Below are 23,534 nucleotides of genomic sequence, written 5' to 3' on the forward strand. Positions count from 1 at the left end.
ATTTCTCCTGCGATCCAGATTTCTCAGAAATGCCTCCAAACTTACGTTAATGAGAAATATGCTGAGGTATCCCGAAGCCTGATTGATTGAAACCCTATGAGAAGCAAGTTATTTACCTGTTTTTTTTATCCAGATTTAAATCCGCTTGAAAGCAGAACAGTCGAAGCTAAAGAATATCTACGTTCGGTTGCTGCACGTAAGTAATTACACCTGATAGTCAGCACTTGTGGACAAATTCGACTCGATCGCTCTCAAAGATCTCACAAATTCGTTCACTCCTTGTAGTTACTCTACCTAATACGGTTGGAAACCGCTATAAACGAAGGTGGGCGGGGCGGGTTTTAAAAGGGCAAAATCTTTCCTAGCAATGATTACGGGCTAAACCTGCTCCTACAGAATATTTATATTTTTTTGCCTCTCTATCTACTTAGGGGCGGGGTGTGGTATCCTATTTAGATATAAAGGGTCATATCTTATATCAGAGCTAATACTTCTTTTAAGGTAATTAACTAAAAACTTTTTTTCACGCTTCAATGTTAGAGAAAGAAGGAAAGTTTTAGCAATAATGCTCCAAACATTTACTTTAGCACCAAATCACATACTATAGTTTTAAGGTAGGTACAAAACTTATGAATATCAAAGCCAATTATAAACTTATAGAAAAACTTAATGAGGGTTTAAATACAGTAGTTTATCGCGCCGAGAGGAAAGAAGATAAGACTGCTGTGATTATCAAAGTCTTGATAGCCGACTATCCTACTCTCGAAGAGATCATGCAATTGAGACATGAATATGAAATATCCAGACACCTCAATTTAGAAGGTATTGTCAAGCCCTATGGATTGGAAAATCATCGTAATGGTCTAGCACTTATATTGGAAGATTCAAGAGGAGAATCCCTCAAAAACTTTTTGAATGGTCGCCCACTTGAACTAAAAGAGTTTTTAGAAATTGCTATTCAGTTAGCAGATACTCTGGGTAAGTTGCATGACAACAAAATTATTCATAAAGATATTAAGCCCACAAATATTATCATCACTCCTGCTACGCTCGAAGTAAAAATTACTGACTTTAGCATTGCCACGCGCTTGTCTAGAGAAACCCAAATACTAAGCCATCCTACTTTACTAGAAGGCACACTCGCCTATATATCGCCAGAGCAAACAGGGCGGATGAATCGCTCAATTGACTATCGCACCGACTTCTACTCTTTAGGTATCACTTTCTATGAAATGCTGGGTGGTGAAGTGCCCTTTAAGGCTACAGATGCGATGGAATTAGTTCACTGCCACATTGCTAAACAGCCTGTCCCGCTCTGGGAGATTATATGGGCAAGAGAGCAAAATAGCAGAGTAGAAATTACGAAAGATAATCGCACATCCAAAATTCAAAATGGTGAGATTATCAAATCACTTTGTGACATTGTAATGAAATTATTAGCTAAAAATGCTGAAGATAGATATCAAAGTGCTTATGGTCTCAAAGCGGATCTAGAACAATGTCTAAATCAATTAGAAGAAACTGGTCAAAATTGTAACTTCATTCCGGGTGAGCGTGATAAGTCAGGTCAATTTCTGATACCACAAAAACTGTACGGACGAGAAACACAAGTAGCCACTTTAATGGATGCTTTTGACAGAGTTAGTGCTGGAACAGCCGAGATAATGCTAGTTTCCGGTTACTCAGGAATAGGTAAATCTTGCTTAGTTTATGAAATCCACAAACCCATTGTCGGAGCAAGGGGTTATTTTATTGCAGGCAAATTTGACCAATTTAAACGAAATATTCCCTATGCAGCTTTAATTCAAGCTTTTGAAGAACTCATTCGGCAATTATTAACAGAAAGTTCTGAAACAATTATATATTGGAGAGAGAATATTTTAAATGCTTTAGGGCTAAATACTAGAGTTATAATTGACGTTATTCCCGAATTGGAGTTGATCGTTGGTGAGCAACCTGAAGTTTCTCAATTAGGGGCAAGTGAATCGCAAAACCGTTTCAATCTTGCCTTTAAACAATTCATTCATATTTTTACCCAAAAAGCACATCCGCTAGTTTTATTTTTAGATGATTTGCAGTGGGCAGATTCAGCTTCTTTGAAATTAATTCATGTGCTACTTACTGACAGAGATAGCCAATATTTATTGGTGATTGGAGCCTATCGAGATAACGAAGTCAGCCCAACTCATCCGTTAATGCAGACATTAGATAGTATTTATTCATGCGGGTCAATAATAAATAATATTGTCCTCCAACCGTTGACACTTAGTACAGTCAATCAATTAGTTGCTGACACTTTGGGTGACAACTGCTCAGCAGCAGTTCCCTCTATTGCTTGTTTTTCAGAATACCACGGAGAAATTGAGGGAGAAAGTTGGGTTGCTAAAAACAAGAACACTGAAAGAGAAAAGTGTAAGTTATTAGCTGAGTTAGTTTTCAATAAAACTCAAGGAAATCCCTTTTTTCTTACTCAACTGCTCACATCTCTTTACACTGAGAAACTGCTGACATTTGACTTTAAAATGGGCAGATGGCAGTGGGATATGGGGCAAATTCAAAGTGTGGCGATCGCGGATTTTAATGTCGTCGAACTCATAGCCAGAAACATTCAAAAACTGCCTCCGGAAACCCAGAAAGTTTTAAAGTTAGCAGCTTGTATTGGCAGCAGATTTAATTTAGAGGTTTTGGCAACAGTAAGTGAAAAATCTACATCACAAACCGCATCTGCTTTATGGGATGGACTTCAGGCAGGTCTAATTTTACCCATCGGAGAAAGTGCCTCTAAACTTCCTTTGCTCTTCAATGGTAATGAGTCATTGGTAATGGGGAGTGGTCACGGAACTCAATCAGAAATTAATACTTACAAAGTATCCTACAAATTTTTGCATGACCGTGTGCAGCAAGCGGCTTATTCTCTGATTCCTTCTGAGCAGCAAAAAGCTACCCACCTCAAAATTGGTCAACTACTGTGGCAGAATACAAATCAATACGACTTAGAAGAAAATATTTTTGATATTGTTAACCAGCTCAATGTGGGAGTAGAATTCATCACCCAGCCCGAAGAAAAATACAAGCTGGCTCAATTAAATTTAATAGCTGGTCGAAAAGCCAAAGCAGCGACAGCTTATGAAGCGGCTGTCACGCTACTAAAACTAGGGTTAGAACTCTTAGCAGAAAACAGTTGGCAGAGTAACTATGACCTGACGCTGGGACTCTATGTAGAAGCGGTGGAGGCGGAATACCTCAATACCAACTACGAAAGGTCAGCAACTCTTGCTGAAGTAGTTCTGCAACAAGCGAACACTCTGCTCGAAAGAGTGAAAGTATACGAGCTACAAATCCAGTTTTATATGGCTCAGAATCAAATGCTAAAAGCCATTGATACTGGGCTGCAAGTGCTGGATATGCTGGGTGTCTCCTTGTCAAATGAAGCGGGTGACAGTGGTTTTGCTGTTGAATTGCCTTCTCTGACAGATTTAGAAAACATCCCAGAAATGACCGATCCGTATCAATTAGCAGCCTTACGCATACTGATGAGCGTTATTTCTCCTGCTTACACTACCAAGCCTGAGATTGTGCCACTGATTGTATTGGCTCAGGTCAATCTTTCTATGAAACACGGTCATTCAGCATTAGCCGCTTATGCTTATGTTTTTTATGGCGTAATTGTGTGTGCGAGTGGCGACATACATACAGGGTATCATGCAAGTCAGCTAGCTTTAAACTTGTTGGATAAGTTTGATGCCAACTTTCTTAAATGTAAAATTTACAATTTATTTAATGGTTTAATTAGACCCTGGAAAGAGCATCTCAAAAACACATTAGAATCGTTGCAAGAGGCTACGCAAAGCGGATTGGAAACAGGAGATATAGAATATGCTGGTTATAGTGCTACTACTTATTGCTTTACCCCGTTTTTAATTGGCGAGCAATTAGACATTGTAGACCAACAACAAAAGCAATATCTTGATTTAGCACTTAAACTAAAACAAGACTATTCTATTTATTACATTAAAATGGTTCACCAACTAACTTTAAATCTTCAAAATGCAGCCAATAGTAAATGTCTATTAGTGGGCGATAGTTTTGATGAAACACAAATGCTGCCTGTTTTTATTGAAACTAAGAATAAAATGTTGCTGTTTATTGCATATCTTGCCAAGACGATTTTATTTTATATGTTTAAAGCATCTAATAGTGCCGTTGCCACCGCCATTTTAGGAGCAGAACACGCAGCAAGTGTGATGGGTATGGTAGTTTCTGCTGTTCACAATTTTTATTATTCGCTGGCTCTTCTTTCTGACTATGCCAAAGTTTCAGTGTCTGAACAACAACAATATCTGGTTATTGTAGAGGAAAATCAGCAAATAATGCGGCGGTGGGCTGATTCTGCTCCATCAAATTTCAAACATAAATATGAGCTTGTGGAGGCAGAAAAAGCTCGTGTTTCAGGACAAATTTTAGAAGCAATGGAAGATTATGACCGAGCTATAACGGGAGCTAAAGAACAAGGATATATTCAGGAAGAAGCACTAGCTTCTGAGTTGGCAGCAGAGTTTTATTTCTCCCTGGGAAGAGACAAATTTGCTCAAATCTATCTGACACAGGCTTACTATGGATATGTTCATTGGGGAGCAAAAGCTAAAGCTAAAGATTTGGAGTCAAGATATCCTGCGGTTTTTTCCGAGATGCTGAAGCGCGAACCCATCGCTATCGATATCGGTAGGAAAACGACCTTATCTACAACTGAAGGAAATTCTGCTATCTTGGATTTGTCCACGGTGAACAAAGCCTCTCTGGTCTTGGCTGAAGAAATAGTTCTTGATAAGTTGCTAGATAAGTTACTTACAATTGTGATGGAAAATGCTGGAGCTACAACAGGCTGCTTGATATTAGAAAAAGATGGAAAGTTATTGATAAAAGCTACAGGTGTTGTGGATAGAGATACGGTTGTGTTTTCTTCAGAATCACCAGTTGAAAACAGCGATAATCTGCCAATTACCATAATTAATTATGTGGGCATAGCTAAAGAAAATGTGGTTTTAAATGATGCAGCATTGTCACGAAGATTCATAAACGATCCTTACATCATAAAAAACCAACCGAAGTCAATATTATCTATGCCTATTCTTAATCAAGGCAAGCTCATTGCAATTATATATTTAGAGAATAATATCACAACTGCTGCCTTTACAACGCAGAGGGTAGAAGTATTAAAAATACTTTCTTCACAGATAGCTATTTCCCTTAAAAATGCGATGCTCTATGGGAAATTGGAAACCGCAACTCAAAACTTGAAAACAGCCAACGAGCAATTAGACGATTACAACCAAACCCTTGAACAGAAAGTCGAAGCCAGAACGCTGGAGTTACAAGAAAAAAATACGCTTTTGAGAGAACAATCAATTCAGATTGAACTTGCTCTCAAGGAATTGCAAACGACACAGACTCAGCTAATTCAAACTGAAAAAATGTCAAGTTTGGGTAAAATGGTTGCTGGTATAGCTCACGAAATTAATAACCCAATTAACTTTATCTATGGCAATCTTACCCACGCTAGTGAATATTTCCATGAATTGCTACGGTTGCTGAATCTTTACCAACAGGAATTGCCTCAGGCAACTTATGAGATTCAGACACTTGCAGAAAATATCGATATCGAATTCTTAATTTCTGATTTTCCTAGATTGATTGATTCAATGCAGGTAGGGGCAGAACGCATCCGCCAGATTGTCTTGTCGTTGCGGAATTTCTCGCGATTGGATGAGTCGGTAATGAAACCAGTAGATATCCATGAAGGGCTCGATAGCACTCTGTTACTGTTGCAAAATCAGCTAAAAGCTACATCTGAAAATATAGGTATTGAAATTGTTAAAAACTATGGAAATCTACCTAGGGTAGAATGTTACGCCGGTTTCCTGAACCAAGTATTTATGAATATACTCAGCAATGCGATCTATGCTATAGAAAAGTCATCAATCATTGCTCCATCCGCAAAACCAAAGACAAAAGGACTGATTAACATTCGCACCAGTCTCATAAACGGGAATAAAGTAGAAATCCGAATTATTGACAATGGATTGGGGATGACAGAGGAAATAAGTCGAAGAGTTTTTGAGCCTTTCTTTACCACCAAACCTGTGGGTTCTGGTACTGGTTTGGGGTTGGCGATTAGCTACCAAATTGTAGTGGAAAAACATCAAGGAAATCTGACTTGTATTTCAGCACCAGGACAGGGGGCGGAATTTGTGATTGAGATTCCTTTGAAGCAGATAAAGTCAGCGAAATGAATATAAATAAGTGGCTACGATTGCCCCCAGCCAACAAACAACCATCAACAACTAACACACATCCCATAACCTACTATGGATTTATCTAAAAAATCAGAAATATCTTCCGAACAAAATATGCCTGTATCGACTGATCGAGAATTGAATGCAAAAGAATTTAGTTGCTTTCTGATAGGAGAAACGAGCTTATTAATTCAATGTGGTGAAATTATTTTAAAGAGAAAGCATCAGATAGTGGGGATCGTATCACCAGATAGAGCGATAAGCCAATGGGCCAAGCAAAACGGCATACCTTATCTTGATCCCCAAGAAGATTGGAGAGCTTTTTTAAGTCAATATTCCTTCGATTACTTGTTTAGCATTGCTAACGCTTTAAGATTGCCTCCAGAAATTTTAGCTCTCCCCCGCCAACTGGCTATTAATTATCATGATTCTCCCTTACCAAAATATGCTGGTATCAATGCTACATCTTGGGCTTTAATGAATCGAGAGAAAACCTATGCTGTCACATGGCACCAGATGAGCGATCGATTTGATGAAGGAGATATTTTAAAGCAGTTTTCTGTCGATATTGCTGATAAAGATACTGTCTTTACCTTAGATACAAAGTGTTATGAAGCTGCCGTTGATTCATTTATGGAATTAGTAAACGAGCTATCTGAACAGACAGTTAAACCCATTAAACAAAACTTAGAAGAGCGCACCTACTTTTCGCGTTCCAAGACACCAATAGCAGGTTATATATTGTCTTGGAACCGTTGCGCTTTGGATATAGATGCCTTCGTTAGAGCTTTGGATTTTGGCCCTTATCGCAATCCACTTGGCACCCCTAAGTTTGCCATCGAGAGTGACTTATTTATAGTATCTAAGCTTGAAGTTCTTGATTCGCTCTCAGAATTTCCTCCCGGAACGATCGCAGCCATTGAGCCTAGTTTTATTAAAGTTTGTACAGCCAGTTATGATGTAGCGCTGCATCAGGTACTAACCATCGAGGCTCAAAACTTATCAATTGCTGAGTTGGTAGCCAAATTTGGATTACATGAAGGGTATCAGTTTAAAGACATTGCTCCAGAACTGGCAAAGGATATTGAGACGTTCGATCGCTTAATTAGCAAACACGAAACTTTTTGGGTAGATAGGCTAACGACATTACAGCCGATTACGGTTCCTTACGCCAAGTCCACTTCTTTGCAGAAACCAACGTCTTATGTGGAGGTGAACGTTCCTTTACCGCCTAATGCGATCGCTTTTGTCCAAGAATATCATCCAGAATGGAACCTGGGCGACTTTGTGTTGGCTGCAATTGTCGCGTATTTGGCTCGTATTGGTGGAACCGATTGTTTCGATATAGGTTTTAGAAGTATTAACCTGTCGCATCAGTTAAACGGAATCGAAAATTTCTTTGCCTCCTATATACCTTGCCGGATAGACATCAACTTAGAGCAGAATTTTGAGCAAGTTTTCGCCACCGTGCGGCAGCAAGTGGAATTAACTAAACGACGCCAGACTTATACTCGCGATATTGCAGTCAGGTATCCAGACCTGAAAAAAGCACTCTCTGGGCAGAGCCCACAACTGTTTCCAGCGATCGTAGAGCAGGTTGAAAATTTGGAGATTTGTGAGAAACCGCCGAGTAGTCCTTTAAGACTGGCGATTCCAGAAGATGGGAAACAATGCGGTTGGAGCTATGACCCAGAGATATTCGATCGGAGCAGCATTGAAACGATGTTGCACCAATTCGAGACTTTTGTACAAAGTATTGTCACTAATTTAGAGGGAATTGCAGCCAATCTTCAGCAGCCGATTTCAAAATTGTCCCTGCTAACAGAAACAGAGCGACATCAGCTATTAGTTGAATGGAATAATACTGGGGCTGAGTATCCGTTGGATCAGTGCATCCACCAGTTATTTGAGGCCCAGGTTGAGCGGACACCCGATGCTGTAGCAGTGGTGTTTGAAGGACAACAACTCACTTATAGGGAACTGAACGCAAGGGCAAATCAACTCGCTCATCATCTGCGATCGGTAGGCGTGGGGCCAGAAGTTTTGGTGGGGATTTGTGTAGAGCGCTCTTTGGAAATGGTAGTGGGATTACTGGGCAGCCTGAAAGCTGGCGGGGCTTATGTACCGCTAGATTCAACCTATCCATCGGAAAGGCTGGGGTATATGCTAGAACACGCCCAGGCAAAAGTGCTGCTAACTCAGGCGCGGTTAGTCAATTCCCTTCCCCAAAATCAAGCGCAAGTCTTCTACCTAGACGCAGATTGGGGAGCGATTTCTACGTTAAGCGACTGCAATCCTACCTGCAATTGCAAACCCGAGAATCTAGCCTATATAATCTACACTTCTGGTTCCACTGGCAAACCCAAGGGAGTAGCGATCGAGCATCGCGGTGTCGCCAACACCCTCCTCGACCTCAATCACCGCTTCGGAGTGGGAGTGAGCGATCGCATATTAGCCATCTCTTCCCTAAGTTTTGACCTCTCGGTTTATGACATTTTCGGACTGCTAGCGGCTGGAGGAACCATCATCATCCCCAAACCCTCCCTCACGCCCGATCCGGCTCATTGGCAAACTCTAGTAGCGCGGGAGCAAATAACGCTCTGGAACTCAGCACCAGCCTTGATGCAGCTATTCGCAGACTATGCGATCGCGAAGGGGGATGCTCTGCCATCTTCTCTGCGCTCAGTCATGATGAGCGGGGATTGGATACCAATGAACTTACCGGCACAAATCAAAACTTTATTCCCGATCGCAAAAGTAATTAGCCTGGGAGGTGCCACAGAAGCTTCCATCTGGTCTATCTTATACCCCATCGAAACCATTGACCCGAACTGGAAAAGCATCCCTTACGGTCAGCCCATGACCAACCAGCATTTCTACGTCCTGGACCAAGCACTCAATCCGTGTCCGGTGGGGATATCCGGACATCTCTACATCGGAGGAATGGGCCTGGCTAGAGGTTATTGGCGGGATGAAGAAAAGACCCGCGCCAGTTTCATCGCTCATCCTCTGACTGGGGAGCGTCTTTACCGTACAGGCGACCTGGGACGCTATATGCCCGATCGCAACATCGAGTTTCTCGGTCGCATCGACAACCAAGTAAAAATCCGAGGTTTCCGCATCGAATTGGGAGAAATTGAAACGGTACTCAGCCAGCATCCCGATGTCAGAGAGACTCTAGTCATTGCCACAGATGTGGTTGCAGGCAACAAACAATTAATAGCTTATATCGTCCCCCAACCACAAGCAGCAGCAAGAAGCAGTGACCTCCGCAGTTTCCTCAAACAAAAACTTGCCGACTACATGATACCGGGAGCATTCGTGGTGTTGGATGCGCTACCATTAACACCCAACGGTAAAGTAGACCGTCGCGCCTTACTCGCAACGGAGTTGCATCTCGAACTGGAAGAGACTTTTGTCGCCCCACGCACTCCTATTGAGGAAATGTTAGCCAGCATTTGGAGTAACATCCTCTCAATTGATTTTGTGGGCATTCGCGACAATTTCTTTGAACTGGGCGGAAATTCCTTATTAGCCACTCAAGTGATTTCGAGGATGCGCGACACCTTGGCTGTTGAATTACCGCTACGCAGTTTATTTGAAGCACCCACGATTGCCGAATTAGCCGAGCGGGTTGAGAATTCGCTCAAGAACAAACAATCCATACAAACTCTGCCTCTTGTACCAATTCCCCGGTCAGAGTCCATCCCATTATCCTTCGCTCAAGCTAGGTTGTGGTTCCTCGATCGCTTAGAGCCAAACAGTCCCTTTTACAATATCCCGCTTGCTTTGCGTCTGAGCGGTCAGCTTAATATAGCAGCTTTAGAGAATAGCATCAACGAAATTATCAGGCGGCATGAAGCGTTACGTACTAACTTTGCGACCGTAGAAAGTCAACCCGTTCAAGTCATCGCCTCAACTCTCAATTGTCAACTACAAGTGGTGAACTTGTTGCACCTAGAAAGTCACCAAGAAATCGAGGCGCAACGCTTGGCAAATGAAGAAGCAAATCGACCTTTTAACTTGGACCGAGAGCCTTTGCTTCGAGGGATGGTGCTACAGCTAGGTGAAACAGAGTACGTCTTGCTACTCACTATGCACCACATTATTTCTGATGGTTGGTCGCTGGGCTTATTCGTCCGGGAGTTAGCAGAAATTTACAAAGCCTTCTCCACTGGACAAGCTCTGCTTTTACCAGAATTACCTGTACAGTACGCCGATTTTAGTGTTTGGCAGCGACGGTGGTTAACTGGAGAGGTACTAGAAACCCAGCTTGACTACTGGAAGCAACAACTCAAAGATATTCCCACTGTATTAGAATTACCCGCAGACCGACCGCGAAAAGGTGTTCAATCCTTCCGAGGGGCGCATCAATCCTTTGCCATTTCCCAAGAATTGAGTGACGCACTTGTTGCTTATAGCAAGCGCACAGAAGTCACTCTGTTTATAACGCTTTTAACAGCATTTCAAACCTTGCTTTATCGTTATACAGGACAAGATGACATTGCAGTGGGTACGCCTTTTGCTAATCGGAACCGACAAGAAATAGAGGGATTAATTGGTTTTTTTGTCAATACATTAGTCCTGCGAACCGACCTCGGTGGCAACCCCAGTTTTGAGCAGTTACTCAATCGAGTCCGGGAAGTGGCGTTGCAGGCTTACGCCCATCAAGACGTGCCCTTCGATCAGCTAGTAGAGGCATTGCAACCAAAGCGAGACGTGAGCTATACGCCTTTGTTTCAGGTGGTGTTTGCCCTTGACGACGCTAGTGTGCCTTCTGTGGAACTGCCGGAATTAACGGTAAGCTCGTATTCGGTGGAAATCGGCACAGCCAAGTTTGATTTGACCCTATCAATGGAGAACAGTGCTGATGGATTGGTAGGAGTATGGGAATACAATACTGACTTATTTGACGAGACAACGATCGCTCGGATGGCCAGACATTTCCAAACTTTACTGGAAGCGATCGCAACCAATCCCAAGCAGCCGATTTCAGAATTGCCCTTACTAACCGAAACGGAACGACACCAACTATTAGTCGAATGGAATCATACTTGGACTGAGTATCCCCAGAATAAGTGCATCCACCAGTTGTTGGAGGAACAGGTTGAGAGAGATCCCGATGCTATTGCATTAGTCTTTGAACACAAGCAACTGACCTATAAAGAACTGAACCAACGAGCTAATCAGCTAGCACACCACCTGCGAAATCTGGGTGTGGGTGCAGAGGTAATGGTGGGCATCTGCGTCGAGCGTTCCTTGGAGATGGTGGTGGGAATTTTGGGCATTCTCAAAGCTGGTGGGGCTTATGTACCGCTAGACCCAGCGTATCCCCCCGAACGTTTAACTTTCATGCTAGAAGATACTTCTGTGTCTGTGCTGCTGACTCAAGCGGAGTTAGTCGAGTCTCTTCCCAAACACCAAGCGCGAGTCGTCTGTCTGGATAGAGACTGGGAAGCGATCAAGCTACAGAGCGAGGAAAATCCCTTAAATCAAGGTAAGTCTGACAACTTAGCCTATGTAATGTACACATCAGGCTCCACTGGAAGACCCAAAGGGGTTAGCGTTATCCATCAGGGTGTGGTGCGATTAGTCAAAGACACCAACTATGCCAACTTAAGTGCAGAAGAAGTCTTCCTACAGTTGGCTCCTATCTCGTTTGATGCCTCGACTTTGGAGATTTGGGGCAGCCTGCTCAATGGAGCACGGTTGGTAATCATGCCCCCTCATACACCATCTTTGCAGGAGTTAGGACAGGCTATTCGGGGATACCAGATCACGACGCTGTGGCTCACCGCTGGATTGTTTCACATCATGGTGGACGAACAGTTAGAGGACTTAAAACAGGTACGTCAACTACTAGCGGGGGGCGATGTATTATCTGTACCTCACGTACAAAAGGTGCTGCAAGAACTAAAAGGATGCCAGTTGATTAATGGTTATGGCCCGACGGAGAACACCACCTTCACCTGCTGCTACCGGATAACAGAGGTAAATCTGATAGAAAATTCTATTCCTATTGGTGGGCCCATTGCCAACACGCAGGTCTATATTCTAGATGCCCAAAAACAACCTGTCCCGATCGGCATTCCGGGAGAATTGTATATTGGTGGTGCTGGTTTAGCACGGGGCTACCTCAACCGACCCGACCTAACAGCCGATCGCTTTATCCTCAACCCCTTTAGCCATGAACAAGGCGCTCGCCTCTACAAAACCGGCGACTTAGCCCGCTACCTACCCAACGGCAATATCGAATTCCTCGGTCGCATCGACCAGCAGGTTAAAATTCGCGGCTTCCGCATCGAACTCGGCGAGATCGAAGCGGTATTGAGCCAACACCCGGATGTGCGAGAGTCTGTGGTTATCAAGCGGGAGGATGCGTCCGGCAACCAGCGCCTAGTAGCTTATATTGTTTCCAACCTCAGACCAGAACGTACTCCCTTCAACAGTGAATGTCTGGCAGAATTTGACGGGAATCCGGCGGTGAAACTTCGCACGGAAGACATCTCCATCGGTGGCGTCGGCATACTGGGCGTACCAGATACTTGTCAACCCGGTCAAACAGTCCGCCTGCGCTTGCGTATGCCCGGTTCCGGTGAAGAGCGGTGGTTGGAGGGAACTGTAGCTTGGTGTCGGAGAAACCAAGCTGGGATTGAATTGGCTCTGGGTGCGATCGAACAAGATCTTTTTCAAAAGAGCATAGAGTATCTTCTGGAAACTCAGGGTTTCTGGAAAGTTTTGCAACGCACAGCAGTCGGCAGTTTACGCAATGTTCTCAAGCAGAAGCTGCCCAACTATATGATGCCCTCCAACTTTGTGTTTTTGAATGCTTTGCCGCTGACACCCAACGGCAAAATAGACCGCAAAGCGCTGCCAGAGGGAGATACTTTTAACCTACAGTTGGATTGTGTCGCACCCCAGACTGAGAACGAAGATGCGATCGCTACAGATTGGGAACAAGTATTACACCCAGAAAAAGTTGGTGTCGATGATAATTTATTGGACATCGAACTGGGCGATATCGAGGCGATATTGAGCCAACACCCGGATGTACGAGAGTCTGTAGTTATGAAGCGGGAAGATGCGTCCGGCAATCAGCGCCTCGTAGCCTATATCGTTTCCAACCTCACACCAGAACGTACTGCCTTCAAGAGCGAGTGTCTGGCAGAATTTGACGGTCATCCAGCGGTGGAACTTCGCACAGAAGACATTTCCATCGGTGGCGTCGGCTTAGTGGATGTGCCAGATACTTGTGAGGCCGGTCAAACCGTCCGCCTGCGCTTGCGTATGCCCGGTTTCGGTGAAGAGCGGTGGTTGGCGGGAAAGGTGGCTTGGTGTCGGGGAAACCAAGCAGGGGTTGAGTTGGCTCTGGGTGCGATCGAACAAGATCTTTTTCAACAGAGCATAGCGTATCTTCTGGAAACTCAGGGTTTCTGGAAAGTTTTGCAACGCACAGCGGTGAGGAGTTTACGCAATGTTCTCAAGCAGAAGCTGCCCAACTATATGATGCCCTCCAGCTTTGTGTTCTTGAATGCCTTGCCGCTGATACCTAATGGCAAAGTAGACCCTCTGGCGCTACCAGTTCCAGATGCTCTTAACATAGAATTAGAAACAACTTATGTTGCACCGCAGACCGATATCGAGCAAGCGATCGCTACCGTTTGGCAACAGGTATTACACCTAGAGAAAGTCGGTGTCGATGATAATTTCTTCGATCTAGGCGGTCATTCATTACTGATGGCTCAGGCTCATAGTAAACTGAAAGAAGCGATCGACAGAGATGTTTCAATGATGGAGATGTTTAAATATCCAACCATCAGTTCTTTGGCAAAATATTTAAGTGAGGAACCCGAGGAAAAATCCTCGGTTGGGCAAAGCCGCGATCGCATCAATAAACAAAAAGACGCAATCAATCGCCAAAAGCAAAAACAGCGCTTGCAAGGAAAGAATAAAAATGGATAACTCTGAAACTTCCGAGTCTATAGAAGGTATCGCTATCATCGGCATGGCAGGTCGCTTTCCTGGCGCTAAAAATGTTGATGAGTTCTGGCAAAACCTACGGGACGGTGTGGAATCTATTTCTTTCTTCTCCGAACAAGAACTAGAATCTTTAGGCATTGACCAATCAGTGGTGCGTGACCCCCGCTATGTAAAAGCAAGAGGGGTACTAGAAGATATTGAGTTGTTTGATGCTTCATTCTTTGGGTTTAATCCTAGAGAAGCTGAAATTACAGATCCACAACACCGCTTTTTCTTGGAGTCGGCTTGGCAGGCTCTAGAAAGTTCTGGCTATAACTCGGAAACTTACGAAGGTTCGATTGGGGTTTACGCAGGCGCTGGGAGTTTCAATACTTATTTTTTGAATAACCTTTATCCTAATCATCAGCTTAGAGAATCAGTTGGAGATTTCCAACTTGCGCTCGCTAATGAGAAAGATTTCTTGTCAACTCGCGTTTCTTACAAATTAAACTTGAAGGGGCCGAGTGTTACTGTTCAAACAGCCTGTTCTACTTCATTGGTTGCGATTAGCATGGCTTGCCAAAGTTTGCTGAATTACCAATGCGATATGGCTTTGGCTGGTGGGGTTTCTATAGGCGTTACCCAAAAGGCAGGATATTTTTATAAAGAGGGAATGATTCTTTCGCCAGACGGACACTGTAGAGCCTTTGATGCTAAGGCACAGGGAACTGTTAGCGGTAGCGGTGTGGGAATTGTTGTTTTGAAAAGATTAGAGGAGGCGATCGCAAACGGAGATTATATTCATGCGGTGATTAAAGGTTCTGCGCTCAATAATGATGGTTCTTTCAAAATTGGCTACACAGCTCCCAGTATAGATGGTCAGGCGCAGGCGATCGCAGATGCTCTGGCGATCGCAGAAATTCCCCCAGAAACCGTTACCTATATAGAAGCTCACGGAACCGGAACACCTCTGGGCGATCCGATCGAAATCGCTGCGCTGACGCAAGCTTTCTCTCTTGAAACTAAGAAAAAAGGCTTTTGTGCGATCGGTTCGGCAAAAACCAATATCGGACATTTGGATACTGCTGCTGGTGTCACTGGCTTAATCAAAACTGTCCAAGCTCTCAAACACCAATTAATACCACCTAGCTTGCATTTTGAACAAGCCAATCCCAAGATAGATTTTGCCAACAGTCCCTTTTACGTTAATACTAAACTTTCCGAATGGAAAGCAGGTCAAACGCCGCGCCGTGCTGGAGTCAGTTCCTTTGGCATCGGTGGAACTAATGCTCATGTGGTGCTAGAAGAAGCGCCTAGTGTAGAAAAATCGGGAAAATCACGACGATCACAACTGTTGGTTTTATCTGCAAAAACTAGCTCTGCACTTGATTGTGCAACGGTAAATTTGAGCAAATATTTAAAGCAGCATCCCGAGAAAAATCTTGCTGATGTTGCTTATACGCTTCAAGTTGGTAGAAGAGCTTTCAGCCATCGACAGATAGTAGTTGTTAATGACATACAAGAAAGTGTTATTACCCTCGACACTCTCGATGCAAAACGAGTTTTTACTAGCTTCCAAGAATCTAAAGATCGACCTGTCGTATTTATGTTTTCAGGACAGGGTTCGCAGTACATCAATATGAGCTTGGAACTCTACCAAGTTGAAAAAACATTTGGGGAACATATCGATATCTGTTCGGAAATTCTTAAACCTCACTTGGGAATTGATCTGCGCCACGTACTTTATCCAAATGAAGCACAAGCACAAGCAGCTACAAACCAATTAAAACAGACTGCGATTACACAGCCAGCACTGTTTGCGATCGAGTATGCTTTAGCTAAATTATGGATGTCTTGGGGAGTGAATCCCAAAGCGATGATTGGTCATAGCATTGGTGAATATGTAGCAGCTTGTTTGGCAGGTGTTTTCTCCTTGGAAGAGGGCTTATCCTTGGTAGCGGCGCGAGGTAAATTAATGCAACAATTGCCGAGTGGTTCCATGCTTGCAGTTCCACTTCCAGAACAGCAAGTTCAACCCTTTTTGGGCAATAAACTCGATTTAGCTGTGATTAACGGAGCATCTATGAGCGTGGTTTCAGGTGCTACTGATGCCATAGATGAATTGGAAGAAAAACTACTTGAAAAAAGTGTAGAGTGTCGCCGATTGCACACTTCTCATGCCTTCCATTCACAGATGATGGAGCCAATTTTAGAACCCTTCACCGAACAGGTTAAAAAAGTTAAGCTGAACTCGCCTAAAATTCCCTACATCTCCAATGTCACAGGTAATTGGATTACAGCAACAGAGGCGACAAATCCCAGTTATTATGCTCAACATCTGCGGCAAACAGTACGCTTTGCAGACGGCTTACAACAGCTATTAAAAGACCAAAATCAAATATTGCTCGAAGTGGGGCCAGGACGGACTTTGAACACGCTAGCAAAACAGCATCCTAATAAGGGGGCTGAGCAGATTGTACTTTCTTCATTGCGCCATCCACAAGACCCAAATTCAGATGTAGCTTTCTTACTTACTACATTGGGTAAACTCTGGTTAGGAGGAGTACAAATAGATTGGCCTAAATTTTATGCTGATGAGCAGCGTTATCGTCTCCCATTGCCAACATATCCGTTTGAGCGCCAACGTTACTGGATTGAAGCACCAGGAATCGAGCAAACGATTAAAATTGCTTCTTTAGCAGATGAAATTTCCCCAAAATTAGATTCATCATCACTCTATTCTAGACCAAATTTACACAATACCTATGTTGATCCTAGAGATGAGATTGAGCAAACTATTGCTAGTATCTGGGAAGAATTTCTCGGTATTAAGCAAATAGGAATTAATGATGACTTTTTTGATTTAGGCGGAGACTCATTATTAGCCGTTCAACTAATAACTAAATTAAACGAAGCACTGCAAAAATCCTTGTCTCCCCATAGCCTATTGCAATCATCTACTATTGCAGCTTTGGCTGCATTAATTAAAGACAATTCCGAATTATCTGATAATCCTGACCAGCAACTCCAGACAGCTTCTGAATCTTTGTTAGTAGAAATTCAGCGTGGCAGTTTTAAGCAACCTTTGTTCTTAGTTCATCCGGTAGGTGGTCACGTTTACATTTATCGCGACTTAGCGCGTTATATAGGTTCCGAGCAACCTATTTTTGGAATACAAGCGCACGTCTCACATGGGGAAACAGAGTCTTTTACTAAAGTTGAGGAAATGGCTGCTCGCTATATTGAAGCAGTGCGAGTTCAACAACCAGAAGGCCCCTATTTTTTGGGTGGTTCTTCCTTTGGAGGAACTGTTGCTTTTGAGATGGCACAGCAACTCAATGCCCAAGGTGAAAAGATAGCGCTGCTAACTTTAATAGATACTCCTGGGCCCGGTCAAATGCCTGTTTTAGAAACGGAAGATGATACAGCAATTTTGGTATATTTGCTAGGTGTTGGGTTCAATCTGTCTCTTTCTATGGATGTCCTTCAAAAACTTGAGCCAGATGAGCAGCTTGTCTACTTTTTAGAGCAAGTAAAGATTGCTAATAGGGTAGTTCCTCCCGATTTTGGTTTACCTGAGATTCGCCAGTTTCTCCATCTGTTTAAAGTACACGCCCAAGCGATGCTAAATTACATCCCTCAAACTTATCCGGGTCGAATAATATTTTTCCGTGCTACAGAGCAAAATGAAGTTAATGCCAAAAATCCAGAATTGCCTTGGATTGAGGTTGCTACTGGAGGAGTAGAGGTTCGAGAAGTGCCGGGAAATCATATTACTATGAATTATCCCCCTAATGTTCAGGTTATGGCTGAACAACTCAGATCCTATCTTGATTAGGTACGCAGTTGGGCTTTAGCCCTCTTAGAGCACTAAGCCCAACTACGTACCTTTTAAAGAGGGCACTAAGCCCAGCTACGTACCTTTTAAAGAGGGCTGAAGCCCAACTACGTACCTTTTAAAGAGGGCACTAAGGCTAATTACGTACCTTTATGTATGAATATCGAAAATTGACACTAGAAGAACGGGTGCAACTTGTCAATCAAAGGTTGGCTAAGGGATATCCTGCTCATTCTCCACCTCATCCAGTGCAAGATTCTGAATTTTACCATCTTACAGTTAGTTGTTTTGAGCATAAATCTCGCATTAATACTCAGGAACGCCGTCAGCAACTTTTAGATATAATTTTTGATAGTTTTATTTCAAATGGTATAGAAATTAATGCTTGGGTAGTTTTACCAAACCATTATCATCTCTTAGTGCCTCATATTAATATGTCACAATTAAGTGTACTCTTTCGTTCCATTCACGGGCCGTTAGCTCGACAATGGAATCTTGAAGATAATCTTACAGGTAAAGTGTGGCATTCGTTTAGTGATCGCGCTATTCGTTCGGAAAGACATTATTATACAACCATTAATTATATCCATTACAATCCTGTCAAACATGGCTGGGCAAAATCTCCTTATGATTGGTCAGCGAGTAGCTTACATTCGTATTTAAAGTATCATGGAAGAGAGTGGCTAAGAAGTGCATGGGTAGAATATCCGATAAGAGATTATGGAAAAGGATGGGATGATTAAGGTACGTATTTACGCTTGGGCGTATTAAGAGGTAAGTAGTTGGGCTTCAGCCCTCTTAAAAAATAAGTAGTTGTGGTTCAGCCCTAAGAGGGCTAAAGCCCAACTACGTACCTAAAACTTATGCAGCGTAACAATTAGAAACTTTCACTCAAAGGACAACTCATGGCTTTATATTCAGATAATACCCAACGAAACAGCGAAAATTCATCGTCATTGCTACTAGAATTGATGTATGGGTTTAAAATATCCCAGGCTCTTTTTGTAGCGGCAAAACTAGAAATTGCAGATATTCTAGATGATGGTTCTAAGACTGCTGAGGAACTTGCGAAAGCTGCTGGTGTAAATTCTCATGGTATTTATCACCTGATGCGTATGCTAGTAAGCGTTGGTGTGTTTTCTCTGGAAGATAACGACAAGTTTTGCTTAAACTCTCTGGGAAAACATCTCCTGACTGGTACTTCTGATTCTTTACGAGGTACGGTTTTGGCAATGGGTGATGAACTATATCAGGGATGGGGCAATTTACTCTACGGTATAAAGACTGGACAAACTCCATTTGAATATACTTTTAAGACAAATTTTTATAGCTATTTCACGCAGAATACTGAGGCGGCAGTAAATTTTAATGAGTGGATGAAGGAGACGACAAGGGAGTGGCTGCTTCCGGTTCTTGAAGCTTATGATTTTTCAGACGTTAAGACACTTGTGGATGTGGGAGGCGGAATTGGAACTCTAACTGCTGTGATTCTGAAGGCGAATCCCAAGATGCAAGCGATTTTGTTCGATCGCGAAGATGTTGTTGTGGATGCGGATCAGGTTTTGGAAGAAGCTGGAGTTGCAGATAGGTGTCAAATAGTTGGAGGCAGCTTTTTCGAGGCGGTTCCCCCTAGTGGCGATCTTTACTTACTCTCTCGTGTCCTCCTCAATTGGGACGATGATCGGGCTATTACAATTCTTAAAAATTGCTCTCAAGCTATGACAGCTAAAGATCGGCTGGTGATTGTGGATTTTATGTTGCCTGAAGGCAAAATGTCGCCCTTTATTGGCATGGGTAGCCTAACTTTGTTCATTCTGGGGGGTACTTTCATGCGGACAAAAGATGAATTTTATAATTTACTTTCCTCCGCAGGGTTTAAAGTGACTAATATGATAGAAACGAAAGGGCCAGTAAGTGTGATAGAGTCGAAACCTGCTTGACCTTACTAATCTAAAAACACGGGAATTATTCTGGTGTAGGATTACTATGGCTCAATTAATCTCAATTTAATTATAGCAATTATGAAAAGTTTTGCAACAATCACAAACGTAGGTTGGGCTGCACTTCGTTCCATCCGACATCAGGACTCTAGCAATATTTTTCAGAATTGCTATTATCAAGACTTGAAGAAATTTCAAGTCCAAACAAAGCGCAAACCTGCTATGTGTTAGGCAAATACGTCATCATTATGTTGCAGCCAAGCGGAAAAACGATCGGACTTTGACTGTGCCATCGCATTGCTAGCGATTTCAATCGTCCGCTTTATGGTCGATATCCATCTATCCTACCGCTTCACCAGATTGTGTTCCCACTTCCAAACACAGCTAGAAATCAAATTCGTACAGATATGAGCCGTAATTGGCACTAACAAATTTCCAGTCGCTAAAACGCTGTAACCCAACAGCAATCCGACAGCCGTTGCCCAAACAGCATAAGGCCACTGATCCATGCCTCCCAAGTGCAGAATGCCGAAACAAAAACTCGATAAAACTAAACTGGTAACATTCAATCCCAAAGCAGACAGCATCACGCCTCGAAATAGCAATTCTTCGCTAAGTCCCGGCAGCAGTCCCAGCCAAATCAAATCCGGCCAAAACAAAGGTTTAAGCACTACTTCCAAGTAAACGTCTGCACTCCGGCGATAACCGGGCCAAAGGTGATAAACGATCGCACTACCGCCTGTAATGGCCAGCCCGAGCGCACATCCGTTGAGCAAGTCGATTCCTATCAATTTGACTGGCAAAAGCGATACCGATCCAAATAGCAACCACAATTTAGCTACGGCCAGCAACATAATTGCTGTCACGCCCATTGCTACTAAAATTTGGGTGCGCGTCAAGGGTTCAATTTCAGGATTTCCGGGAAGTTTTTCTGCCACTTAATCACTTTTAGATTTGATGTTTGAGATTTTAGATTTGTTTTGTTGAGTCAGACAAACAACGCAGGGAGGAGATGTCTGCACCCAAGGAAGCTGGACTGATGCCGGCTCGCAAAGCGACCAAAACTCCGATCGCCTCTAAATATGAGTTTACCTGCAAAGCTTTGATTCCGAGTTTTTCTGGAGTCGCCTGCATCTGGGTTTTGTTGTCGCCCACAGCGATGATTTGTACGGACGATCGCCCACTCAAACTCAGAATAGCACTGCCGCCGCAGGCTGTGGCGGGTATCACCACCGCATCGACTCGATCGGCGGTAATTGATAATTGATTGTGCTGCTGGCTTTCTGGCGCTACCAATTGGGGAGCTTTGCTGAGGCCGGCAAGCACGCAAGGTAGGAAAGTATAGCCGATTTCCTCAGCAGCCGATCGCGGGGACAGGTGCGGATCGAGGGGAAGCGCAGACAGCGCGGGGGCGTGGGCGCAGGGGATTTTAAACGTCCTGACGATGAGGTGGCTGATGACAGCTTCCGCGCCGGCGAGGGGGTCAACTCCTTTGCCGCGGCGGTAGTTTTCGAGGGCGAGGCTGCCTTCATCGTCGGGAAATCTTGCCACAACTGCGATCGCCTCTACTCTTGCTTGTTTGATCAATTTTTCCGCAGCGCGCAATAAACTGTCGGGATTGCCGATCGTCCCCCAAGATGCCCCTGATTCAGAAATACGCAATTCTACTTGCAGAGGGCGATCGGTTAAAACACAATCAGTTATATTCAAACCCAATGTAGCTCTCGCGGCATCAGCCGCTTGCAAGTGGCGCAACTGCAAGTCTGGTTCGATCGCGGAATCGAGGATTAAGCCGATGCGATTTTGATGTACCGGTTGCAGTCCCCAGCCTCCGGCAGCAAATTTGTCAAGTGCGTAACCTTCAACGTAGAGAGCGTTAGGTATCGGCCAATAAAGTTGAGCACCGTTGAGGACGTTGGGGTGAGTGATCAGGGTGTCTGAAATTTGGGCGATCGCCCTAGCCACCGGCAGCGCATCTCCTGCAAACCCACCAATCGAGGCTCCTACGCCTGTGGGGACTATCAAAACCACTGTCAAAGGGCGGGGGTTCACGGTGTTGCGGGGGATGCTTCCACGAGCACGTAGCCTTCTACCACAGCCTTTTGCCGATCGACATCCACGTCTGTGACGGCCCACCGCAGGGGTTCGCCGTGCTTTTGCAGTTCAATTTCAATAGCCGAGTGCAGTTGCTCGGCGGTATCGTGGAGGTCAACTTCTGCGGAAATGAAATGGGTGGTCATAGGGCGATCCATAGTGGTTTTACCGCTAACGGTACTTAGGTCAATTTTAGCTTAGTCCTAGGATTTACCGAATTGGCGATCGTACACAATGTCTTCTTTTTCTGTTTCTATCTTCAAGTTCGATCGGGGATAAGCAACGCACAGCAACACATAACCTTCTGCCTGAAGATCGGGACTAACGCCCATACCATCAGCTTGATCGACCTTCCCTTCAATAATTTTACCAGCGCAAGTAGTACAAACCCCCGCATTGCAAGAACTCGGCAACTCAATGCCGGCGTCGTTAGCGACGCGGAGAATTTGTTTATCTTCGGGTACTTCTACGGTATAGGTAGAGCCTTGGTGGATCAATTCAACAGTGTAAGTCTTAGACATATTTCAATTATTGGTTTTAATTCCCCAATTGGAATTTACGCTAGATTTGGAAACAAAGCAATCAGTATTTTACCGCTGTTTGTGCTTTTGTGCAAATTTCCAACTGCTGTTTTTATTGATAATTTTTTTTGTTAATTGGCTGGGGCGAGCGATCGGCATTTTGTCAATGACTTTTTCACAAATTATTACAAGCCTCACGGCGGAACTGTGCCACAAAGCACTTATACCTAATTAATTTTTTGCCTTCAAGCCAACAACTCATCAACCGCAACACTAAAACCCGGCAGCACTAGCTGAGTGCTGACTGTAGAACCCAGGTTAAAAGTTAACTTTTGAGTTTGAGTCATTATCAATATCCAGCGACTTTCTGGAAAAACAATCCAAGCTTCCAGACAACCTGAATCTAAATATTCTTGTGCTTTTATAAATATTTCTTCCGCAATATCACTAGGAGAAACTATTTCAGCAATTAACGGCGGACTTTGAGGCAAAGTAGGAACATCGCCATATTGAGCCACAAGTTCAGGAGTCAGATAAGCTACATCAGGACGGCGCACTCGCCTGTCAGTACGACAAGGAACTTCTGTATAAACTTCGCCGCCTTGTCCGCTAGATATCTTATAACTTCTCCAAGAATAATCTAGTTTGGATTGAATTATACTGTGTTTTGCTGTCCTACCATTTTTATCCACAATTTGCCCGTCCACCCATTCCATATCGTCGGGGGGATTAGCCATAACGTCTTCTAGAGAAACATTTTCTGATAAAGCGGCAGCCATTATCATAGCTATTTACCTCCTTATAACTTCTAATTAAATTCGGGGGGAAGGTGCGAATGACGCACCCTACATTTTATCTTTCTTTGTCAACCCAATTACTAATGCCCAAT

At 43.6% G+C, this 23,534-nt stretch carries 10 protein-coding genes; 5 read left to right on the forward strand and 5 right to left on the reverse strand.

Annotated features, from left to right (window positions below):
• The first annotated feature begins 629 nt into the window (after window positions 1–629).
• The 5 genes from QUA42_RS09425 (at window position 630) to QUA42_RS09445 (ending at window position 20,030) form a co-directional block, all read left to right on the forward strand.
• Window positions 630–6,290, forward strand: coding sequence for an AAA family ATPase (locus tag QUA42_RS09425; protein WP_333137059.1), 5,661 nt, complete (start codon window positions 630–632; stop codon window positions 6,288–6,290).
• A 75-nt stretch (window positions 6,291–6,365) separates the two neighbouring features.
• Window positions 6,366–14,255, forward strand: coding sequence for an amino acid adenylation domain-containing protein (locus QUA42_RS09430; RefSeq protein ID WP_333137060.1), 7,890 nt, complete (start codon window positions 6,366–6,368; stop codon window positions 14,253–14,255).
• Complete coding sequence (locus QUA42_RS09435) at window positions 14,248–18,090, forward strand: beta-ketoacyl synthase N-terminal-like domain-containing protein (RefSeq protein WP_333137061.1); 3,843 nt, start codon at window positions 14,248–14,250, stop codon at window positions 18,088–18,090. Before QUA42_RS09430 ends, QUA42_RS09435 begins: the two co-directional genes overlap by 8 nt.
• Before the next feature lie 170 nt (window positions 18,091–18,260).
• A complete protein-coding gene (locus QUA42_RS09440; protein ID WP_333137062.1) occupies window positions 18,261–18,833 on the forward strand; it encodes an REP-associated tyrosine transposase in 573 nt (190 codons plus the stop codon).
• A gap of 162 nt (window positions 18,834–18,995) precedes the next feature.
• The gene (locus QUA42_RS09445; RefSeq protein ID WP_333137063.1) at window positions 18,996–20,030 is read left to right on the forward strand and encodes a methyltransferase; all 1,035 of its coding nucleotides are present in this window, start codon (window positions 18,996–18,998) and stop codon (window positions 20,028–20,030) included.
• 344 nt (window positions 20,031–20,374) lie between these two features.
• On the opposite strand, the gene QUA42_RS09450 is transcribed toward QUA42_RS09445, so the two are convergent.
• The 5 genes from QUA42_RS09450 to QUA42_RS09470 all read right to left on the reverse strand — a co-directional run bounded on the left by QUA42_RS09450 (window position 20,375) and on the right by QUA42_RS09470 (window position 23,430).
• Window positions 20,375–20,968 (reverse strand): CPBP family intramembrane glutamic endopeptidase, encoded by a 594-nt coding sequence (locus QUA42_RS09450; RefSeq protein WP_333059897.1) that lies wholly within the window; start codon window positions 20,966–20,968, stop codon window positions 20,375–20,377.
• Between the two features lie 31 nt (window positions 20,969–20,999).
• The gene (locus tag QUA42_RS09455; protein ID WP_333137064.1) at window positions 21,000–22,082 is read right to left on the reverse strand and encodes a DUF3326 domain-containing protein; all 1,083 of its coding nucleotides are present in this window, start codon (window positions 22,080–22,082) and stop codon (window positions 21,000–21,002) included.
• Window positions 22,079–22,270: a hypothetical protein gene (locus QUA42_RS09460; RefSeq protein WP_333054545.1), complete on the reverse strand. Its 192-nt coding sequence runs from the start codon at window positions 22,268–22,270 to the stop codon at window positions 22,079–22,081. Before QUA42_RS09460 ends, QUA42_RS09455 begins: the two co-directional genes overlap by 4 nt.
• Window positions 22,271–22,327: 57 nt before the next feature.
• On the reverse strand, window positions 22,328–22,645 hold the full coding sequence (locus QUA42_RS09465) for a 2Fe-2S iron-sulfur cluster-binding protein (RefSeq protein WP_333059899.1): 318 nt from the start codon (window positions 22,643–22,645) through the stop codon (window positions 22,328–22,330).
• A gap of 245 nt (window positions 22,646–22,890) precedes the next feature.
• On the reverse strand, window positions 22,891–23,430 hold the full coding sequence (locus tag QUA42_RS09470; protein WP_333137065.1) for a Uma2 family endonuclease: 540 nt from the start codon (window positions 23,428–23,430) through the stop codon (window positions 22,891–22,893).
• Between the last annotated feature and the right edge of the window lie 104 nt (window positions 23,431–23,534).

The organism is Microcoleus sp. Pol11C2, assembly GCF_036701505.1.
GTDB lineage: Bacteria > Cyanobacteriota > Cyanobacteriia > Cyanobacteriales > Microcoleaceae > Microcoleus.